This is a genomic window from Bradyrhizobium sp. SZCCT0153 (assembly GCF_018129995.1).
In the GTDB taxonomy this organism is placed as follows: domain Bacteria; phylum Pseudomonadota; class Alphaproteobacteria; order Rhizobiales; family Xanthobacteraceae; genus Bradyrhizobium; species Bradyrhizobium japonicum_G.
The window spans coordinates 655,769-675,978 of sequence record NZ_JAFCKS010000001.1 but is presented as its reverse complement, the minus strand read 5'-3'; the positions used below and the strand labels follow the sequence as shown (position 1 = coordinate 675,978).

The following is a 20,210-nucleotide window of genomic DNA, read 5'->3' as shown; positions in this document are numbered from 1 at the left end:
GCCCCGCTCCGGTATCGACGTCCAATGCACTATCGCAACCACGTCATCGGGTGCGTTGATCTGACCGGACCTGATGCGCCAATGATCCTTCAAGCCGTTCAAGCTCCTCCTCGCCGGGCAGCTTTGGAATTGCCATCCAGTACTTGGGTTCTCCGGTTAGCCGTCGGGGAGCGAAAGGGTCCGAGATTGCGTGATCGGCCAGATCAAGATCGAAAAGCGGTATGTGCTTGTGCGGCAGGATCACCTTGGCGAGATGGCGCACCCCATTGAACGCACTAAGGGCAGATGCCTCAGACGGCGTACGGCCTTCGTGTGCTAAGTCGTTTCTTGCTTTTCGAGCAACCGATAGCTCCTGAAGTGCGCCAGCGCTCAGATAGCCCAACTGGTGAAGCAATTCTAACTTTACGGCAACGGTCCAAGTTCTGTTGTCTCCGAGTTGATCCCGTCTTGCTTTGGGAGCACTCACGGCTTCCGCTCTCTTGATGATGGCATCGTTCCAAACGTGAGACACAAGTTGCTCGATGACAATCCAAAGATTGGAGAGACCCGCGCTCCAATCGCGGCGAGCAATACCTGTTACGCCCTTCAATAAGATATCGCCGCGAAGTCTGGTGATTTCGTCCAACACGGACAATCCCGTTTTCATCGCATCAACCAGGATCGAAAATTGCACAGTGCGCGGGTCCATCAGCAAAATGGCCTCAAGAGCCGAAGCCTTGCGGTACCTAATCTGCTCGTGAAAACGGTTTGGGGCAGCTAATCCTGTTTTGTGACTGCGCACATACTTCCAGTCGATAACCGACCCCAAATCAAGGCTATCCGACGAAATCGCTTCGCAATACACACCACCAATCAAAAAGCCGGCCAGACAACGGTTAAAAAACTCGACCGAAGCGTGATCCGCCTGCAGCTCCTTGATCGGCGGGAGGGCAAGTGCGCCGTCTCTAGTTACGACTAGGTTGAATGGGGCCGGCAGTCCGACGTCTATTCCTCCGACAATTTCGTGAAGCTTCACATAGTCCCAGTTGAGAGCATTCACGTCGTCTATTGAGACTTGCCAAGGCGTCAGCGTTTCCGCTTCAACGATGCGAAAGGGCTCAAGGTACGCGATCAAGCAATGCACGCGGCGGTTCGCAAGCTCGATGTGCAATTCATCGGTCAAGCGAAAACACCCAACGCGGGAAGAAGGTCATCGAAATCGCCGAGAGAGAACTCCGGGCCGGTTCGAAACACCTGAACAACCTTCCGCGCGGTGTCCGCGTCCACGCGCTTTCCCTCCTTACCCGTCTTCCTGAGCACAAGAATGTCACCCTTCAGCTCAATGACCGAGAGATCCTTCTTCAAACGAGACGCCGAATACTCAGACAAATCGACCATGTAGACTTCGGATCTCTCCCCGACCTCATGAGCCTCAGACAGGCTCGATTTGACGAGGTGGATCACTCTGAGGTCTACGAGGCTCTGGAGGAGCCGGTAGGCATCGGTATGGTCGTTTTTGTCTCGGAGGCCAATCCGAAAAAAGGAAAAATGCCGTTCGTCGATGCAGAACCTTCGGATGCGGTCCAATGCGGTCAGGCGGACGGAGGCTTGACCGGTCGATGCCGCAGCATCCTCCTCAAGATCATTCCTTTTCTGCTTACCTGCTTCACCGGCAGCTTCATTGACGTCCTGAGCGCCGACCTGTCTTGCGTTGTCTCGTAGTCTTGCAATCTGAACCGACCTAGCTGCTACCGTTAGAAAGTCTCTCGGAACGCCGCCTGATGCCAAGACTAACCGGTCAAGCGCCGCAGGAGAAAGAACACCAGTGCGGTTAGATATGTTCGAAGCGCTAAGGTAGGTTTGCAGGACATTGCTGAGGAAGCCGCGGGCTTTCTTGGGCTCTTCCAAAGTTATGTCCAGCGTAATCTCGGCCGCATCATGACCGCTCTGGAGCCCCACAGGAGGGTGATCCGTAAAGGTTTTGCACTGGTTCCTGATCCCCGCGACCTTCAGCCACGCGGCCGTGTCCCGCGTAATCCCGTGCAATAAATCCAAGAAGCGAGGTTGGTCCTTCATCTCAAGATAGTGAAGGTCGTCAATGAATATGAACAAATCTCCGGCCATTTCGGCGCATAAGAGGGCCACCAGACGCTGCGCGTCCGGGATGAGCTGCGCCACCTTTTGCTCCGGGAGCGATGAAAGGTCAGACAGAGATTGGACCCGGCGCGCGAGGTCATCGGCCTTAGCAATGCTAGCGGGGGATAGGGTTCGCTGCTTATGCAGGACGCTCGGTAGCTCGCAAATCCGCTTAACAACCGTCAGAAATGACCTGTTCGCGTCCAGCCCTCTTAACACCTGCATGTTGATCCATAGGACCGCACCCGACGCTCTTTCGACCCGCCTCTTCACTTCCAGAAGCAGGGCTGTCTTTCCGACGCCACGACGACCGAAGATGAGATGATGCCGGCGGGTGACCGCAACCCGGAGGTTCTCGGCGGCGTCTTTGATGTACTCCAAGCTCGGCTGCTGTTCCGATGTCCGAGAGCGCTCGTTTAGAAGCTCAATTAGCTTGCTAACTCGTTCATCATTGATTGAGTGAACCGCACTGGCGACCTCTTGGCTTGAAACCTTTGCTTGGCGAACGACGACCAAGTTTCCGGGCCCTAGTGTGCCTTCAACTTGGGTACTCGTTCGCATGGCTTGTTCGAACGCGGAGGGGTCTACCTCAACCACGTAAATCGTTTCTCCAGGAAATGACCGGACTTCCACCCCACGAACGACCACCCCATTCTCGGCGAAGCTTTTTCTGACGTTCTCGGGCATCAAACGTTACACCCCTCTGATCTCAGGTATGTCGAGCACACCACAATGAAGTCGTTGGCCGTGCTCAGCACTGTTGCGCTTGCTCGCTTGAACTGAGGATCAGAGACCATGAACGGCTCATAGTCCGCCTCGTTGCGCTTCAGCCGCGCATCCTTGATCTTATTCCTCCAGACTTCGACATCCGGTAAATCTGGCGGAAGTCCCGTCGCTACCTTGTCATGCTCCTCATAGTCATCGCCGGGATGGCTCAGGAACGACACGGCCCGAGCTGAGTGGTAGATGGAATAGTACGCTCGCGAGACGACATCCCTATATAGAACAGGCCTGTGAGACATCAGGTGCCGTGAGCTGCGAAGGAAACGCTTAGCTAGCTTCAACCGTGCGGAGCTCGCCTGTCGCAACAGGTCTTCGAGAGGCACGCCCGCGAGACCCGCTAGGCGCACTCCATTCTGCATATGATTGATCTGGTTCTTTTTGAATTTTTGTAGCTTGAAGAGCTCGTGCTCAATCGGCGTCAACGCCATCGTTCCGTTTCCCCACCCCAATTCCGCGTGAGGCCTACACGACGTCAGGCGTCATCCTCGATCTAGGCATCTCATGCGAACCCTCACCCGCAACACTAGCATGGATTGCGTCAACTAACGCGCGAGTTCCGGCCCAGCGAAATTACGGTGGGTAGATATCCATCTTGCAAAATACCCGAAGGCGTGTATCTATTTCTCAAGAATAAGATACGTAAATTGGAACCAACTCATGAGAAAGACATCGAAATCGATCAAGGCATTCGCGTATTTGAGGACTTCCTCGGCGGCCAATATCGGGGAGGACAAGGACAGCGGCCGCAGACAACTGCAGGCCATCGAGACGTTCGCAAAGCGAGCTGGCATTGAGCTGGCGGGCACCTACCATGACGAAGCGGTGAAGGGCTCTGACCCAATCGACACTCGTCCCGGCTTTGCTGAGATGCTTGAGGCTTTGGAGGCCAACGGCACCAAAACAATTGTCGTCGAGACGGCTAACCGATTTGCACGCGACCTAATGGTCCAAGAGGTCGGATTTGCGATGCTCAGAGCTCGCGGCTTCGATCTGATCGCCGCTGATAGCCCAACGTCGTTCTTGGACGATACGCCCACCGCTCGGCTAATCAGGCAGGTCCTTGGAGCAGTGTCTGAGTTTGAGAAGGCGATGTTGGTGGCAAAACTGAGAGGCGCGCGGGATCGTAAGAGACGCGCGGGAATTAAGGTGGAAGGGCGCAAGTCTATCGCGGAGGAACGACCTGAGACTGTTGCCTTCGCCCGCCAGCTGGCACGGGCGCGACCAAAGGGTGGCAAGCGGTCCCTTAGAGAAATCTCTGCAGCCCTCGCGGATGCAGGGCACATGACGCAGACAGGCAAGCCCTATGCACCGACCGCTGTGAAGCTGATGCTCGTCCGCACCTCACGGCCTTCGATCACCGCAGTTGACGGAGCAACCGATTAACACCGGCTGGCTTTGCAATTTCTGTGGGTCCCATCTGGCCACCGGGTCCCATTCCTGATCGACCCCGCCCCCCCGCCTTCAAAATATGGGGGCTAAAGCGCCAAGCGCTATCAGACTGACCGATGCACTCCGCTTCCCTCGGGTCCCGCTGAGGGTCAGATGGTGTGGTGCCGCGCTTTCACCTTCGACCTCAATGAGCCTTGTGTCGGGAGACAAAAGGCCTCTGTTTCGTTAGCTGCATACGAACACCCGCGCATCTTGTGGGCTTTCTTTGCATCATCAAGGCGTTAGCGGCCTATCACGCCCACTCCCAGTAGAAAGGCGGCGCTTGCGTCGGACTGCTTTGGGCCGAGCGGCAAGGAGGAGCCGTAGAACCTGCTCGGTACGATCCAGCATCCCCTTTGCCTTCGGACCCGCCGACATGAATTTGATGAGTTCTCCAGAAGACCTAATCGTCTTCTCTGGAGTGCCCTTTTTGTGCCTCATCAGGCTCCGGGGCCACGCACCAAAGCCGTTCCTGTGTCCCCTGTACTTGCTCGCGGATCGCTTGAGGATGTCGCGCATCCGCAACACGGTCCTGTAGGAAACGCCGATTTTAAGCGCCAGCTCGCCCAAGGGCACCAGGTTATCCCCGCGCCTTGCGTTGTCTGGTCGATTGGTGTCATCGGCGCTGAACTCACGAGCCGCACGCACCCAAGTGCTCAAAGGAACTTTCAGGCGCTGCAAGGGTGTTCCCACGGTGACGCTGAAATTGCGACGACACCGCTTGCACTGGTAAAGCCCCTCCCGATGGGTGCGCTTCTCACCACCGATTATGAACACGGTAGGTTCTCGGGCGTCACAGCGAGGGCATTGGGGACCATCGGGCCATCGCAATGCCTCCAGAAGCTGACGGGCGGCACCATCGTGTTCGAAGGGAGAAGGCAAGGGAAGCTCCGGCACGCCTCTGATCTACGCGTTTCGTTAGCTGCATACAAGAACCCCTCATGCCGCTTTGAATTGCATCTGCTTCAGACACTTAGAAGCCGCCACCACGCCCTTCTGCACGAAAGCGGGCCTTCCGTGCCTCGCTAACTCAACATCAAACCGTCGGTAAAGCCTTGGCGCGAACACCAAGGATACCTCAGCACTGGCAGCGGCGCCTGAGGCTCAAGAGAAGTTCACTGATGGGGTTTTGATGATTGATGGCTCTTTGGTGAGCCAAGCAGCCGGCTCGATTGGTGAGGGCTCCCTGTGGCGCCGGAGGAATGCCCTTGAGCCGCTTTTGCGACGTCGGAGCGGAAGTCCCTATCCTGTCATAAACTGTATCGGTGATCAGGAAATATCCCCCTGAGACCTCTAATGACCATCTTCTATTAGAGCTTCTGGGGGGTGATTTACGAGAACACTACCCCAACCAACCCCTGAGCCTCCACTACCTCCTTTAGAGCCTTCAGGGGCTCCTTCGGCTGGTCTATCCAGACCAACCATTTTCATAAACCCACAGTCACAAGCCTTCTCACGGTGCTCCTCTGAGTTCACCGCGCGGCTTGTCGTGTCCTACAAGGAACACCAACATTATGGACGTCACCACACTACCGAAAGCAAAACATGCACTCGTGTGCCCGCAGGATTTCAGCCAGCGCATGAACTCGCACTGGACTAAATCTCGCTCCGAAGGCGGCCTTGGTCAACACTCCTCGTCAGACCTTCAGACGCTCTGGAGGATCATGGGTGAGAACTTCGGAACCTCCATCGTTGAAGCAGCCAGCGGTGTTCAATCTCCATGGCGCATTTTGCAGCCTCCAACCGGCACTGGTAAAACCCAAGGCACTTGCGTGTACGCCGCTATGCAAGCGGACCTCAATCGGGAGACCGCGGACACCCTTAAGCCTGTCGGCATGCTCATCGTCACGCGACTGAGGGAAGATGCGAACAGCATTCAGAACACAATCAATGGACTGGCGGGACGCTCAGTAGCTGTCGTGCACCACTCGGACAACTACGCCAAACCGGAAGAGCTGCATGAGAGCGACGTGGTGATCATCACCCACCAAGCGTTCCTGAATGCCAAGCGGAACCTCAAGGGCCAAGACTGGCGGCCTTGGGACCGACTTGTGTCTTGGAAAGGCGGACAGCGGCTACTCACCATCATTGACGAGGCGCTTGCCAATGTCGTGGACGAGAGCAGCGCCACGACTGAGAACTTGGCTTTCGTCATTGGCCTCATTCCGCCTGCGGTGCGCGCTGAATTGCCTGAGCAAGTTGCCGTTCTCGAAGAGGTGCACAAGGTGCTCCTCGCATATGTTGACCTTGAGGACCTCGACGGCGCTATGTCGCTGATCTGGGGAGAAGGGAGCGCGCCCGCGTGCGTAGACTTCGCACCTCTCATCTCGGCCATGCTGGCTCTCCCGTACGACCGGATAGTGTACAACCACACCAGCACCGCAGACAGAACCCGCTTGGCCAAGCGTGTTGAGGAAACGATCAATGCCGTTCAGTCCTGCTTGGATCAGTTCGCCTACTACTCCAAGTCAGGTGAGTGGCATTCGATCAACTCGGCGGCTCTGGCGGTGCCTCTGAACGCGCCGGGACCTGTGGTCCTCGATGCCACCGCACGTGCGAACTTCCTGTGGGACCTCTTCGAGGAAGGACACGTGCGACCAACCATCCCGGGGCGCGCAAGGGACTATAGCAGCGTGAGGCTCCACGTTGCGCGGGGCTCTGGTCTTGGGAAGAACGCCATGATTGAACGGATCAGGGAACGACTGTCCCGTGTTCGTCAATCAATCGAGGCAGCGGTACGCCCGGAGCGCTCTGTGTTCATGTGCGTCCATAAGGACGTCGAAGAGGTCATTACGAAAAGATGGGCCGAGAAGGCTAAGTTCAAGCAGTTCTCGATGGGGCACTGGGGCGCCGTTGACGGTCGCAACACGTGGCAGGACTTCGACACGGCGCTCATCCTCGGCCTGCCGTACCGGCCCCAAACGTGGGCCACTAACATGTTCTGTGCTTTGCAGGGCGCTCAGGACAATCAGTGGCTCAAGTCGCCCGAATGGAAGCAGTACAAGAATGTCCGCAAGGAGATGGAGCAACGGCAGTTGTCTGTCTCGGTCATACAAGCCATGAACCGTATCTGCTGCCGTCACGTCATCGACGCTGAAGGGCGTTGTCCAGCCGCTGACATCTTCATCGTGCTGCCGCATGACGGTACGGGAGATGCCATCCTTGACGACATCAAGGCGGACATGCCGGGTATTATCGTGAGCCCTTGGGACTTCTCGCTCGACCCTGCGAAGGAGAAGAGACCTCGGGCAGGAAGCTCTCACGTCCGGCTAATCGAGTACATGCGGAAGGCGACCGCAGGCATCGTTTCCCTTTCGGTCATCCAACATGCACTGCAGCTCAGCAGTGTGAAGAAGCTGCGCGAGACATTGAACAACACCGCACACCCGACCACACAGGCGCTTATGGAGTTGGGCGTGAAGTACATTCCAGGTGTTGGCCGTGGCTCCAAGAGCTTCCTCGTGAAGGCCGCCTGATCCAGCACTGGCCGCACCAAGGTTTTCCATTCGGAGCCTCAGGTGCGGCCTTTTTTCTTCGCGGCACGTCAGCTTAGAGCGCAATGGCGGACATAGGGCCAGCTTGGCTGAGATGCCGCTATGGGCCATCAAGCGACATGGCAGGTTTAGAGGCCGCCAACTGATGAGGCCTCATATCGGAACAATGCCATCTGCAAGAACTTGGCAATCTGGAGGTTGCCAATGCCCCGCTACTTTTTTGATGTTGAGGATGGCCACAGGCTTTTTGATTCATCGGGCTTTGTTTGCGACGACGATATCGCGGCAATCATCAGAGCGACGACGCTGGCGATCGGCGTTTCACTTGATAACCCCGAAGATGATCCTGAGCGTCGCATCGCCATAATCAGCGATGACGGACGTGAGATTGGCACCGTGCCCGTGTATTCAAGGCCCTCATACAAAAACCCGGCTCATTAACGTGCAGCCGCTACGTCGGCGCTTGCAGTTGGCCGCAGAGCCAGCCGGTTGTTCGTGGGGATTTCATCGGATCAACCAAATCGGCCACAAGCTGGTGGACGTCCTTGCACGCGGGGCATTCAAATGTCCGGATATCGAAGCCAAAGTGGCCGGGCGTAATCCGAGCCAGCACCGCTTCTGTTCGACACGTTGGACATAGCGTTTGGGGATGGTGGAGCATGTTGCACGCCTTGATCAGGCGGGAGCGTTACAGAACTCTCAGTCACCGGTAGCTGCCGTTGCGGGCGGTGATGTAACCACTCTGGAACCTCCGCTGCGTTCGGCGCTGGTCAGTATTGCTCACATGCCAAAGAATTTAACGTGTCGTTAGTGAATTGGGTCGCCGCTAGATCCAAATTAGGGCAATTGCTCTTCAACCAAGGCAGGTCCGTTCCGGGTCAAACTGCGACCTGCCGAACTGCTCCGGGTCTCGTCCGCTCCTCGTGGGTTAGCCGACGTGGTTCTCGCCAGCCCCTGAGCGGCCTTGCGCCGTCATCGGGTTGCCTTGGTGCGGCATTTTGTGGGCGAGGCTCGCCGTCGCACACACTGTGCACTCACAGGCGCCTCAATCTAGCTTGTATCGCGGAAATTTTCTCAAGGCCTTGGCCATCGCGGTGACGAGTGGCGGCCCGTAGTTCCTACCAACGGTAAGCTGTTTGTGTCCTGTAATGGCGTCGTTCATCTTCTCCGAAATTTCGACTTCGTCAGCGATGCGCTTGAATGTGTGGCGCCATGCGTGGTTCGGGCTGATGCCGGGGTCTGTAACACCGAGTTCTCTTACCCATTCTCCAAGCCTCGCTCGCGCGGTCTCAGCACGGCTGCGCGAAGGCTTGAGAGGGTCAGCGCTCACTCGTTGCGGCGTACTGTCGTTATAGAAGAGAGCGCCCCTTCCCATTTGCCTCACGAACTCGATGAAGCCCTGAGCGATGAGATGCTCATGCAGCGGCACAACGCGCGTCTCTCCGGTCTTCATCGTTCCAGCCTCAGACGTTAGGACCATGACGTGCGTGCCATCCCGCTCCTCAATGTCCTTGCCGCGCAGCTGGGTTATCTCTCCAGCCCTAGCACCGGAATAAGCGCAGAGCCAAGGTACCCAGCGGCGCGTCCTCTGCGTAGCGGTTGTAGCTTTTTCATACGCGAGGCTGGCTTTCAGGATCGTAGTTACTTCAGCGGCTGTGAAACTCCGTCCCTCTTCTCTCGTCTGCACCTTGCGAGGTACATCGACTTTGACCTCTTTGAACGGATTGGTACGAACGCGTTTGTGCTCGCGCGCCCAGCTGAACACGCGCCGTGATGCGGAAAGCCAAATCTCACGCACGGTCTTAGCGGTGCGCTTTTCCGTGATCAGGCCGTGCATCCAACTGCGCGCTGCGTCTTCCGTAATGCCATCGGCCCCGGTCTCTGCAAACTCACGCTGCATCTCAAGAAATACGGCGCGCCATCGGTTGACCGTGTTAGGCTTGGGTTTGGTCAAATGGACAAACGCTTCAAAAAGCTCCCAACAGCTAACACCTGAGGCTTTCGATGGCCCTTCTGTGAACGGCGGGAAGGTGTCAGGATTGTCGTCGTGAGAATAGTCGCCGTTTGCGCGCTTCTCTAGCAACGTTATGGCGGGCAGAAGATTGTCGCTCACAGCATCCACGAAGAGGGTGTACGCAGCTCGGTTCAGTGCCTTGCCCTCGCTAGCAAGGAACGTTGCTACCCGCGCCAGCTCAGCGATTTGCGGCCTCACGGCCTCACGAACGTCTGGCTCCTTGATCCAATCCCATCGGGGATCAGCTTTGGTGTTCGCCTCGTAACTGTTGGGCGCCTCAGGGCGGAGCACCTCCCACACGACGTAGTCACTTAGATCCCGCCAATACCGCGGTTTTCCCGGGTCGCTCTCATGCTGCTTTACGAACCACAAGTACCAGCGACCTGCGAGGGCAATGGCATTTAGCTTGGTGAGCGGCTGTCCATCGCCGTTCCGTTGCGCCCGCAGCGTCTCGATGCGGATCTCAATCTCTGCCAGCCATTCACCCAGACGCGCCCTCGCTTCGGACTTGGGGGTATCGGCAGGCAGCTTCAGGTGCGCTTCACGCCTGTGCCCGTACAGCCGGGCGTACTCTTCACGGACATCTTCAGGAATGCCCTTACGTGCAAACCACCGACCATCAGCAGCTCGAATTAACGCGACCATCCGCAATGCCATTTGTAGCGCCTTTTGTATTTAGGCGGCGCAAATACGTCAGGTCTATCAGTAAGATGCCGGGATTGCAGGGGAATTTAGTAACTTGGTACAGTTGGGTGGGCTCGAACCACCGACCTCCTGTTCCACAGACAGGCGCTCTAACCAACTGAGCTACAACTGCATCCTTGCGAGCCGCCCGAAGGGCGCCCTTGAAAGGGCCGGTACCGAGGGGGGCTGGACGGGGCGGAAACTAGGTGCAACGGCCGTTTTTGGCAAGGCCGCAAACGGACTGAATCCACCCTCAAACGACGTTATTTCCAAAGGAAAACCCGGGCCGTGAGGCCCGGGTTTCAATAATTCAAACCAGCCAGCCGCTCAGGCGGCGGGCGGGTAGAGCTTGGCGGCAGAGGCCTTGATCGGCTCGGCGGCGGCGGTGGCCGCGCGCTGGGCGATCTCGGCGAGCTCCTTGGCCTGGGCCTGGAAGGTCTCGAGCTGCTTCTTGGAATGGCCGGTCCACAGCGCGAACGCGTCCTGCGGCGACTTCACGCTGAACAGCTCCTGGGTGAAGTCCAGATGGGCGGTGGTGTTGGCCTTCATGAACTCCATCACCTTGGCATTGTACTCGCTCGCGCCCTTGTGGGCGGAGGTGAACACGGCCTCGATGGTGCCGTTGTGGGTCTCGGCGGCGTCCTTGAACTTGGCATAGCTCTCGCGGGCCTGCGACACGCCCTTTTCGGCGAACGCACGCATCTGCTCGGGGACCTCGAACGGAATGATCGAGGCAGAAAACGGATCAGTCGCACCTGTCATGGTTGTCCCTCACGCTAATGGAAAAATGGAGTGAGCCTTCTGGCGCGCCCGCCGGCCAACCGGGCTGTGTCTTTGGCTGAAGAGTACTGGCCCAAGACCTGGCGGGTACGAAGACTGGAAACGCGAAACGAATGATGGCTCGCCCAACGCCCAGCACTATCGCTGCCTAACATGTCAACATTGTGCATCGCAACGCAGTTTGGGCGGCGTTGCGAAAATTAATCCCGGAGAGGATGAGGTTCCCGGCGGATGGAACCGGTGGTTGAGGTGGCGGGGTAGGGGTAATTGCTCGGGCGGCGACATCGTAAGTGCCCATCCTCCCCTTGAGGGGGAGGATCGGTCCGCATGGCGCGAAGCGGTATGCGAACCGAGGTGGGGTGACAGTCTTTCCGCAGAAGCGGTGCCCGAGGGGAGAGATTAACCCCGCCCCGCTCGCGCTTCGCGCGATCGACCCTCCCCCTCCAGGGGAGGGTAATGAGCAGCCCCCCGCGAATCCTGCGGATGCAGAGCGCCAGCGGCTTGCGGCGCCGGCCGGATTAAGGTTATCGCGGCTTTAGGGCCTCCCCTGTAGACCGGGGCCGTGGACCTGCCCGCGCCCGCGGGCGATACTAACCCTTTCTTAAGGCTGTCATTCCGGCAGCCTCGTACCCTGATGCGTGACAGCGAGACTTGAAGCCGGTCGGATGACGAGTTCGGATTTCCAGTTGCGAGGCGTGGGTGATCCCCGGCTGGCCGTGCACGCGACCTCTCCGCTGCCCGCCTGGCTTTGGTCGATCGACGGCACGCGCGTGCTGTGGGCCAATCCGGTCGGCGCAAGACTGTTCGGCGCAATCCATGCCGCGGCGCTGGCGGAGCGAAGCTTCGGCCCGGCCGACGGCCATCGCCGCCAGGTCGCCCGGCTCGCCCGCCAGCTGCCGGCGAACGGCGCCATCAGGCTCGAACGGCTGCGCGGCTTCGGCGCCCGGCTCGGCACGCTGATGACCTGCGGCTGCGCCCGGCTCGAGTTTGCCGATGGCAGCTCCGGCGTGCTCGTTACCGCGATGGACCCGAACCTGCGCACCATGCCGCTGGTCGAGCGCCTGCTTCGTCTCGTCGACGGCGCCAGGGTGCCGATGGCGGTGTTCGCGCCCGACGGCCTGTTCGTCGGCGCCAGCGAGGCCGCCCGTCCCCTGCTCGGCTTCCGCGATCTCGGTGAAGCCGGCCTCGAACAGGCGCGCAGCGACGCGCTCAGCTTCGGCCGCGCCGAGACCCCGATCGGCATCGGCCAGATGGTGCTGCAACGGGTCGGCAGCGGTGCCGATATCGGCCTGGTCGCGCTGATCGAGCCGGCCGCGCAAGCTGCAGCGCCCGCGCCTGGTGACGTCGAAACTGAAACTGCCGAAGACGTCGCGCGCGAAGAAACAACTCAGCCCGAGGCTGCGCCGCCCGCGACTGCAGCCGCCGTGCCGGAGGATGTGCAGCCTGCGTTGGCGAACGAGGGTCCGTCCGAATTCGCGCTGTTCGACGCCTTTGCCGAGCCGGTCGAAGCGCCGGACGCAACCGGGACGCTCGCGCACCAATCGCCCGCGAGCGAGCCGGCGACGGAGATCGTGTCGATCCAGCAAGCGCTCGCCGGGACCGCCGGCAGCGCCCCGCAGACTCCGGTTGAAAACTCGCCGGAAGCCATTGTGTCGCCGCAGGCCGCGCCGATCATTTCCCGCATGGTCGAGCCGCCGTCGGGCCATGAAGAGCCGCCCGCACCGCGTCAGCATCCGCTGCGCTTCCTCTGGCAGATGGATGCGGAGGGCCGCTTTGCGCTGCTCTCCGAGGAGTTCATCAACCTGATCGGTCCGCGCACGGCCGCCGGATTCGGCCGCCTTTGGCAGGAGATCGCCGCGGAATTCGCGCTCGATCCGGACCGGCGCGTCGCAGAGGCGCTCGCAAGTCACGACACCTGGGCCGGCATTACCGTGAACTGGCCGGCCGACGGCGGCGAGCATCTGCCGATCGAGCTTGCGGGCCTTCCCGTCTACGACAGCGCGCGCAATTTCGCCGGCTTCCGGGGGTTCGGCGTCTGCCGCGATCTCGACGGCCTCAACCGGCTCGAGGCGCTCCGGCGTTTCGAGCAGCGCGCCGAGCCGCCGGCGCCGCAAGGCCTGTCCGCCGACATCGTCGAACCCGAGTCCGAACCGGAGCCTGAGCCCGAACCCAAGCTGGAGGCGCCGCCTCCGCCGATCGAGCCGCCCGAACCCACGCCTGAGCCTGAGCCCATCGCCGAACTGCCCGAACCCGCAACCGATGTGACTTCACACCCAACCGATCCGGAAGCACCCGTGGAAACGCCCCCCAATGTCGTGCCGTTCCGCCCGTCGGGCGATGTCAGATCACCCGGTGATCAGAGATCGCCGACGCTGACGCCGATCGAGAACAGCGCGTTCAACGAGCTCGCCCGGCAATTGTCCGAGCGGCTCGAACGCGATCGCGAGACGATCACAGCAAGCGCGATCGAGCCGCCGGCGGCCGAGATCGCCCCCGAACCGCCGGCGCCGGAGCCCGAGGCCCCGCACGCGCCGGCCGAATGGCTGACCGAGCCCGCGCCGCCCGCACGCGGCCACAGTACGCGCGACCGCGCGCTGCTCGATTTGCTGCCGACGGGCATCCTGATCTACCGCCTCGACCGGCTGCTCTACGCCAACCCCGCCTTCCTCGCGCGCATGGGCTATGCCAGCATCAGCGCCCTGGAGAACGCCGGCGGGCTCGATGCGCTCTATGTCGAGCCGGGCGTGTCCCCGGCCAGCAGCACGTCGCAGGCCGGCACGCCGGTGACGATCAGCGCGACGGTGGCGAGCGGCGAAGCGCCGCTGCCGACCACCGAAGCGCATCTGCACGCCATCGACTGGGACGGCGAGAGCGCGCACGCGCTGATCTGCGCATTGCCGCAGGCGCTTCCCGTGGTCGCCGCGCCCGTCACCGCCGAGACCGTCGTCGTGCAGTCCGTTGTCGCCCAGTCTGTCGTTGCCGAAACCATCGTCCCGGAATCGTTCCCCTACGCGCTCGAGCCCGAGGCCGGCGATGCCGACGCGGAAGATCTCGCCGCGATCCTCGACACCACGGCCGAGGGCATCGTCATGTTCGATGCCGAAGGCAACATCCACGCCTGCAACCGCAGCGCCGAGGCGCTGTTCGGCTATGACGGCGAAACGCTGATGCAGCAGAACCTGGTGACGCTGTTCGCGCCGGAGAGCCAGCATGTCGTCGCCGACTATCTCGAAAGCGTCAAGAGCCAGGATATCGCCAGCCTGCTCGACCACGGCCGCGAGGTGCTGGGACGCGAGAAGAAGGGCGGCGTCATTCCGCTCGCGATGATCATGGGCCGCACGCGGCCCGACGGCCCGAACTTCTTCGCCGTCTTCCGCGATCTCTCCCAGAGCAAGCAGGGCGAGAGCGAGCTGATGCGCGCCCGCCACCTCGTCGACGGCGCGGCCAATGCCAAGGCCGACATGCTGGCGCGGATCAGCCACGAGATCCGCACGCCGCTCAACGCCATCATCGGCTTTGCCGAGGTGATGATCTCCGAACGCTTCGGCACGCTCGGCAACGAGCGCTACGGCGAATACATGAAGGACATCCGCGCCTCCGGCGAGCGCGTCATCGCCATCATCGACGACCTGCTGGAATTGTCGCGGATCGAGACCGGCAAGCTCGACCTCAACTTCGCCAACCTCAACCTCAACGACCTGGTCGAAGCCTGCGTGGTGGTGATGCAGCCGCAGGCCAACCGCGAGCGCATCATCATCCGCACCTCGCTCGCCCATGCGCTGCCGCAGGTCAGCGTGGATGCGCGCGCGATGCGGCAGATCACGATGAACCTGATCTCGAACTCGATCCGGCTCGCCAGCGCCGGCGGCCAGGTCATCGTCTCGACCGCGCTGTCCGACCGCGGCGAGGTTGCCTTGCGCATCCGCGACACCGGCCACGGCCTCACCGAGCGCGAAGTCGCCGCCGCGATGGAGCCGTTCCGCACTCCGCCGCCAGGCGATGCCGAGGACAATTCGGCGCTGAGCCTGTCGCTGACCAAGGCGCTGGTCGAAGCCAACCGCGCCCGGTTCAACATCAGGAGCACGGCCAACACCGGCACGCTGATCGAAGTGGTGTTCGCACAGGCGCTGGCGAAGGCCTGAGGGCTTCAAATACGAACTGCGGGATAGACGAAGGCTTTCGGCCCCGCGCAATGACGAAGGGCACGGCTTGCGCCGTGCCCTTCGCAATTCAATTCAGACCTTGCGATCTCAGCTGTAGATCTCGAACAGCCCGGCGCCGCCCTGGCCGCCGCCGATGCACATCGTCACCACGCCCCATTTGGCCTTGCGGCGGGCGCCTTCCTGCAGCAGGTGGCCGGTGAGACGTGCGCCGGTCATGCCGAAGGGATGGCCGATCGCGATCGAGCCGCCGTTGACGTTGTACTTGGCCGGATCGATGCCGAGCTTGTCGCGCGAGTAGAGGCACTGGCTGGCGAAGGCCTCGTTGAGCTCCCACAGGTCGATGTCGTCGATCTTCAGGCCGGTGCGCTTGAGCAGCTTCGGGATCGCGAACACCGGGCCGATGCCCATCTCGTCCGGCTCACAACCGGCGGTCGCCCAGGCGACGAAGCGGCCGAGCGGCTTCAGCCCGCGCTTCTCGGCATCCTTGGCCTCCATCAGCACCACGGCGGCGGCGCCGTCGGAGAGCTGGCTGGCGTTGCCGGCGGTGACGAACTTGCCGGGCCCCTTCACCGGCTCGAGCTTGGCAAGGCCTTCCAGCGTGGTCTCGGGCCGGTTGCACTCGTCGCGGTCGACGACATAGTCGACGATGCTCTCGGCCTTGGTCGCCTTGTCGACGACCTTCATCTTCGTCTTCATCGGGACGATCTCGTCCTTGAACTTGCCGGCCTGCTGAGCCGATGCCATGCGGCGCTGCGATTCCAGCGAGAACTCGTCCTGGTATTCGCGGCTGAGCTTGTAGCGCTCGGCGACGATGTCGGCGGTGTCGATCATCGCCATGAAGATGTCGGGCGCGACCTTGAGCAATTCGGGATCGATCGATTCCTTCGGCGAGCCGCCGCCCGGGATCGAGATGCTCTCGACGCCGCCGGCGACGATGCAATCGGCCCCGTCCGAGCGGATCGAGTTGGCGGCCATCGCGATGGTCTGCAGGCCCGACGAGCAGAAACGGTTCACCGAAACGCCGGCCGTGGTCGTCGGCAGGCCGGCGAGCAGCGCGGCCTGGCGGCCGATGTTGGGCGCGCCGTGAGCGCAATTGCCGAGATAGCAGTCCTCGACATAGTCCTTCTCGACGCCGGCACGCTTCACCGCGTGCTGGATCGCGTGGGCCGCGAGCGACATCGGCGGCGTGATGTTGAACCCGCCGCGGCCGGATTTGGCGAGGCCCGTGCGCGCATAGGAAACGATGACGGCTTCACGCATTGTCTTCTCCCTTTTCGAACGATCTTGAACCCAGCGTTATCGCGCCATTGGTACACGAAGCTTGGAGAAAATATAGCGCCGCCTCGCGGCAAACAGAAACGCCGCCCTCGGATCAGGGCGGCGCTGTTCCGCGGGTCGGAATATGTCGGCGTCTCAGAACGTCAGCGCCTTGACCTGCTTGACCTGTGGCAGGGCCTGCACCTTGGCCAGCAGGTCCGCCGGCACCGCGCCGTCGACCTCGATCAGCGCGATGGCATCGCTGCCGGGCGCGACACGGCCGAGATGGAAGGTCGCGATGTTGATCTTGGCGTCGCCCAGGAGGCTTGCGAACTTGCCGATGAAGCCCGGCTTGTCCTCGTTGGTCACGTAGATCATCGACTTGCCGAACTCGGCGTCGACGCGGATGCCCTTGATGTCGACCAGGCGCGGCTTGCCGTCGGCATAGACGGTGCCCGAGACCGACCGCTCCTGCCGCTCGGTGGTGACCGTGACGGTGATCAGGCTTTCATAGTCGCTCTGCGCGGCGCGCACGATCTCGTCGATCTCCATGCCGCGCTCCTTGGCGACGACCGGCGCGGAGACGACATTGATCTCGCCCAGCATCGGCCGCAGCAGGCCCGACAGCACGGCTGACGTGATCGCCTTGATCTTCATCTCGGCGACGTGGCCCTCATAGGTGATCTCGACCTTGAGGATGCCGCTCTCGGTGAGCTGGCCCGCGAACGAGCCGAGCTTCTCGGCGAGCGCGATGAACGGCTTCAGCTTCGGCGCTTCTTCCGCCGTGATCGAGGGGAAGTTGACGGCGTTCGAGATCGCGCCGGTCAGCAGATAATCCGACATCTGCTCGGCGACCTGGAGTGCGACGTTCTCCTGCGCTTCGGTGGTGGAGGCGCCGAGATGCGGCGTGCAGATCACGTTGGGATGGCCGAACAGCACGTTCGCAGTCGCGGGCTCCTCGACGAAGACGTCGAAGGCGGCACCCGCAATGTGCTTGGCGTTGAGCGCATCGACCACGGCCTGCTCGTCGACGAGGCCGCCGCGCGCGCAGTTGATCAGGCGCACGCCCTTCTTCATCTTGGCGATCGCGGCTGCATCGATGATGTTCTTGGTCTTCTCGGTCAGCGGCGTGTGCAGGGTGATGAAGTCGGCGCGCTTGAGCAGGTCGTCGAGCTCGACCTTCTCGACGCCGATGTCCTTGGCGCGTTCCGGCGACAGGAACGGATCGAACGCGACCACCTTCATGCGCAGGCCGAGCGCGCGGTCGGCGACGATCGAGCCGATGTTGCCGCAGCCGACGACGCCGAGCACCTTGCCGGTGATCTCGACGCCCATGAAGCGGTTCTTCTCCCACTTGCCGGCCTGGGTCGAGGCGTCCGCCTGCGGAATCTCGCGGGCCAGCGCCAGCATCAGGGTGATGGCGTGCTCGGCGGTCGTGATCGAATTGCCGAACGGCGTGTTCATCACGATGACGCCCTTTGCCGTGGCAGCGGGAATCTCGACGTTGTCGACGCCGATGCCGGCGCGGCCGATCACCTTCAGGTTGGTGGCCTTGTCGAGAATCTTGGCGGTCGCCTTGGTCGCGGAACGGATCGCAAGACCGTCGTAATTGCCGATGATCTCTGCGAGCTTGTCCTTGTCCTTGCCGAGGTTGGGCTGGAAGTCGACCTCGATGCCGCGGTCCTTGAAGATCTGCACGGCAGCGGGCGAGAGCGCGTCGGAAATGAGAACTTTGGGCTTGGTCATGGGAATGTGTCCTTCACACCCTCCCCTGGAGGGGGAGGGTCGGCGCGAAGCGCCGGGGTGGGGTGAAGCTGCAAAAAGAAAATCGCCGGTGCGCCGTGTGGAGAGATCACCCCACCCCGCCGCACCTGGCGGTGCGTCGACCCTCCCCCTCCAGGGGAGGGTAAGAACTTACGCTGCTTTCGCTAGCGTGGCCTTGGTCTCGGAGAAGGCCCAGTCGATCCAATGCGTCAGGAGCTCGACGTCCCTGGCCTCGACGGTGGCGCCGCACCAGATGCGCAGGCCGGCCGGGGCATCGCGGTAGTAGGCGAAGTCGTAGCCGGCGCCTTCCTTCTCGACCAGCGCGACCAGCTTCTTGGAGAACTCGGCCTGCGCGTCCTCGGAGAGCGAGGTGATCGCGGGATCGGTGAACTTCAGGCACACCGAGGTGTTGGAGCGGATCGCGGCGTCCTTGGCCAGGAAGTCGATCCACGGCGTCTTCGCCTTCCAGTCGGCGAGCACCCTGGTGTTGGCGTCGGCGCGCGCGATCAGCGCCTTCAGGCCACCGATCGACTTGGCCCAGTTCAGCGCGTCGAGATAGTCCTCGACGCAGAGCATCGACGGCGTGTTGATGGTCTCGCCGACGAAGATGCCTTCGTTGATCTTGCCGCCCTTGGTCATGCGGAAGATTTTTGGCAGCGGCCAAGCCGGCTTGTAGGTCTCGAGCCGCTCCACCGCGCGGGGCGACAGGATCAGCATGCCGTGCGCGGCCTCGCCGCCGAGCGCCTTCTGCCAGGAGAAGGTGACGACGTCGAGCTTGGCCCAGTCGAGCGGCTGCGCAAACGCGGCCGAGGTGGCGTCGCAGATGGTCAGGCCTTCGCGGGCAGAACTGATCCAGTCCGCGTTCGGCACGCGCACGCCGGAGGTGGTGCCATTCCAGGTGAAGACGACGTCGCTCTTGGGATCGACCTTCGAAAGGTCGGGGATTTCACCATAGGCCGCATTGAGCTTGGTGACGTCCTTGAGCTTCAATTCCTTGACGATGTCGCTGACCCAGCCCTCGCCGAAGGATTCCCAGGCGAGCGTGGTGACGGGCCGCGCACCAAGCAGCGACCACAGCGCCATCTCGACCGCGCCGGTATCGGACGCCGGCACGATGCCGATGCGATAATCGGCGGGCACTTCAAGCACTTCGCGCGTCAGATCGATCGCGAGCTTGAGCTTGGTCTTGCCGACCTTCGCGCGATGCGAACGGCCGAGCGCTGCGTCCTTGAGATTTTGGGCATTCCAGCCGGGGCGCTTGGCGCAGGGGCCGGAGGAGAAATGCGGCACGTTGGGCCGCGAAGCGGGCTTCGCTACAGTCATGATCTACCCTTCCAGATAGTAAGCCTCCCGTTGGGGGGAGGTGTCCCGCCGCGGCTGATACGGGAAACGGGAAGAGTCGTCAAGGAAGTTCCGGAGCCTCACGCGCGAGTGATGGCGCCTCCGGCGCGATATCAGGGGATTCGACCACGGCAAGCGCGTTCAGCAAGTCCGTGGCATCGCTGATCAATTGCGCGGCACGGCGTCGGCTGCCGACCTTCAAAATGCATTTGTCATTGGCCTGCACAACGTAGTCGTTGCCGACCTTGATCATCGAATAGCTTTTCATCGAAATCCCCGAACCGACCGAGCCCGGTTTCAGACGCAGCGGTAGCACCGTTCGTTCCTGGTTCCACGTGAACGACGGTTGGGTAGTTTACCCACTCTTAATACGAACGCACGCGCGAT

14 protein-coding genes and 1 tRNA gene are annotated in these 20,210 nt (G+C 61.3%); 4 read left to right on the top strand and 11 right to left on the bottom strand.

Translation table 11 applies throughout. From position 1 onward, the window contains the following. Positions 1-43 precede the first annotated feature (43 nt). Genes JQ572_RS03385 through JQ572_RS03375 form a run of 3 tightly spaced genes read right to left on the bottom strand, consistent with a single transcriptional unit; the run spans position 44 to position 3,326 of the window. On the bottom strand, positions 44-1,162 hold the full coding sequence (locus JQ572_RS03385; protein WP_211381550.1) for a hypothetical protein: 1,119 nt from the start codon (positions 1,160-1,162) through the stop codon (positions 44-46). Next, the gene (locus tag JQ572_RS03380; protein WP_211381549.1) at positions 1,159-2,802 is read right to left on the bottom strand and encodes an ATP-binding protein; all 1,644 of its coding nucleotides are present in this window, start codon (positions 2,800-2,802) and stop codon (positions 1,159-1,161) included. Before JQ572_RS03380 ends, JQ572_RS03385 begins: the two co-directional genes overlap by 4 nt. Beyond that, a complete protein-coding gene (locus JQ572_RS03375; RefSeq protein WP_211381548.1) occupies positions 2,802-3,326 on the bottom strand; it encodes a HEPN domain-containing protein in 525 nt (174 codons plus the stop codon). The genes JQ572_RS03380 and JQ572_RS03375 overlap by 1 nt, the downstream gene beginning before the upstream one ends. Before the next feature lie 229 nt (positions 3,327-3,555). Between JQ572_RS03375 and JQ572_RS03370 the strand changes: the two genes are divergently transcribed. Beyond that, a complete protein-coding gene (locus JQ572_RS03370; protein ID WP_211381547.1) occupies positions 3,556-4,281 on the top strand; it encodes a recombinase family protein in 726 nt (241 codons plus the stop codon). A 279-nt stretch (positions 4,282-4,560) separates the two neighbouring features. Here the strand turns inward: JQ572_RS03370 and JQ572_RS35490 are convergent, their stop codons facing one another. Then, positions 4,561-5,223: a transposase gene (locus JQ572_RS35490; protein WP_433996195.1), complete on the bottom strand. Its 663-nt coding sequence runs from the start codon at positions 5,221-5,223 to the stop codon at positions 4,561-4,563. 617 nt (positions 5,224-5,840) lie between these two features. Here JQ572_RS35490 and JQ572_RS03360 point away from each other — a divergent pair. Further along, entirely contained in the window at positions 5,841-7,802 is a 1,962-nt protein-coding gene (locus JQ572_RS03360; protein WP_211381545.1) for a DEAD/DEAH box helicase family protein, read from the top strand. 222 nt (positions 7,803-8,024) lie between these two features. Then, positions 8,025-8,261 (top strand): DUF6894 family protein, encoded by a 237-nt coding sequence (locus JQ572_RS03355; RefSeq protein ID WP_211381544.1) that lies wholly within the window; start codon positions 8,025-8,027, stop codon positions 8,259-8,261. 604 nt (positions 8,262-8,865) lie between these two features. Here JQ572_RS03355 and JQ572_RS03350 read toward each other — a convergent pair. The 3 genes from JQ572_RS03350 to JQ572_RS03340 form a co-directional block, all read right to left on the bottom strand. Then, complete coding sequence (locus JQ572_RS03350) at positions 8,866-10,491, bottom strand: tyrosine-type recombinase/integrase (protein ID WP_211381543.1); 1,626 nt, start codon at positions 10,489-10,491, stop codon at positions 8,866-8,868. Positions 10,492-10,574: 83 nt separating this feature from the next. Further along, positions 10,575-10,651 (bottom strand) — tRNA-His (locus JQ572_RS03345). A 194-nt stretch (positions 10,652-10,845) separates the two neighbouring features. After that, a complete protein-coding gene (locus JQ572_RS03340; RefSeq protein ID WP_211381542.1) occupies positions 10,846-11,280 on the bottom strand; it encodes a phasin in 435 nt (144 codons plus the stop codon). A 683-nt stretch (positions 11,281-11,963) separates the two neighbouring features. Here JQ572_RS03340 and JQ572_RS03335 point away from each other — a divergent pair. Further along, the gene (locus JQ572_RS03335; RefSeq protein ID WP_211381541.1) at positions 11,964-15,440 is read left to right on the top strand and encodes a PAS domain-containing sensor histidine kinase; all 3,477 of its coding nucleotides are present in this window, start codon (positions 11,964-11,966) and stop codon (positions 15,438-15,440) included. Between the two features lie 108 nt (positions 15,441-15,548). Here the strand turns inward: JQ572_RS03335 and JQ572_RS03330 are convergent, their stop codons facing one another. The 4 genes from JQ572_RS03330 to JQ572_RS03315 form a co-directional block, all read right to left on the bottom strand. After that, the gene (locus JQ572_RS03330) at positions 15,549-16,721 is read right to left on the bottom strand and encodes a thiolase family protein (protein WP_211381540.1); all 1,173 of its coding nucleotides are present in this window, start codon (positions 16,719-16,721) and stop codon (positions 15,549-15,551) included. 153 nt (positions 16,722-16,874) lie between these two features. Continuing rightward, positions 16,875-18,464 (bottom strand): phosphoglycerate dehydrogenase, encoded by a 1,590-nt coding sequence (gene serA / locus JQ572_RS03325; RefSeq protein ID WP_211381539.1) that lies wholly within the window; start codon positions 18,462-18,464, stop codon positions 16,875-16,877. Positions 18,465-18,632: 168 nt separating this feature from the next. Then, positions 18,633-19,805 carry a phosphoserine transaminase gene (locus JQ572_RS03320; protein WP_211381538.1) on the bottom strand — a complete coding sequence of 391 codons (1,173 nt, stop codon included), beginning with the start codon at positions 19,803-19,805 and terminating at the stop codon, positions 18,633-18,635. A gap of 79 nt (positions 19,806-19,884) precedes the next feature. After that, positions 19,885-20,076: a hypothetical protein gene (locus tag JQ572_RS03315; protein ID WP_249128802.1), complete on the bottom strand. Its 192-nt coding sequence runs from the start codon at positions 20,074-20,076 to the stop codon at positions 19,885-19,887. Between the last annotated feature and the right edge of the window lie 134 nt (positions 20,077-20,210).

Excerpts from the sequence above, each read along its gene's own strand:
- JQ572_RS03360 (WP_211381545.1), top strand. The coding sequence starts at position 5,841 with ATGGACGTCACCACACTACCGAAAGCAAAACATGCACTCGTGTGCCCG.
- JQ572_RS03355 (WP_211381544.1), top strand. The coding sequence starts at position 8,025 with ATGCCCCGCTACTTTTTTGATGTTGAGGATGGCCACAGGCTTTTTGAT.
- JQ572_RS03315 (WP_249128802.1), bottom strand. The coding sequence starts at position 20,076 with ATGATCAAGGTCGGCAACGACTACGTTGTGCAGGCCAATGACAAATGC.
- JQ572_RS03340 (WP_211381542.1), bottom strand. The coding sequence starts at position 11,280 with ATGACAGGTGCGACTGATCCGTTTTCTGCCTCGATCATTCCGTTCGAG.
- JQ572_RS03380 (WP_211381549.1), bottom strand. The coding sequence starts at position 2,802 with ATGCCCGAGAACGTCAGAAAAAGCTTCGCCGAGAATGGGGTGGTCGTT.
- JQ572_RS03320 (WP_211381538.1), bottom strand. The coding sequence starts at position 19,805 with ATGACTGTAGCGAAGCCCGCTTCGCGGCCCAACGTGCCGCATTTCTCC.
- JQ572_RS03335 (WP_211381541.1), top strand. The coding sequence starts at position 11,964 with ATGACGAGTTCGGATTTCCAGTTGCGAGGCGTGGGTGATCCCCGGCTG.
- serA (WP_211381539.1), bottom strand. The coding sequence starts at position 18,464 with ATGACCAAGCCCAAAGTTCTCATTTCCGACGCGCTCTCGCCCGCTGCC.
- JQ572_RS03375 (WP_211381548.1), bottom strand. The coding sequence starts at position 3,326 with ATGGCGTTGACGCCGATTGAGCACGAGCTCTTCAAGCTACAAAAATTC.
- JQ572_RS03370 (WP_211381547.1), top strand. The coding sequence starts at position 3,556 with ATGAGAAAGACATCGAAATCGATCAAGGCATTCGCGTATTTGAGGACT.
- JQ572_RS03350 (WP_211381543.1), bottom strand. The coding sequence starts at position 10,491 with ATGGCATTGCGGATGGTCGCGTTAATTCGAGCTGCTGATGGTCGGTGG.
- JQ572_RS03330 (WP_211381540.1), bottom strand. The coding sequence starts at position 16,721 with ATGCGTGAAGCCGTCATCGTTTCCTATGCGCGCACGGGCCTCGCCAAA.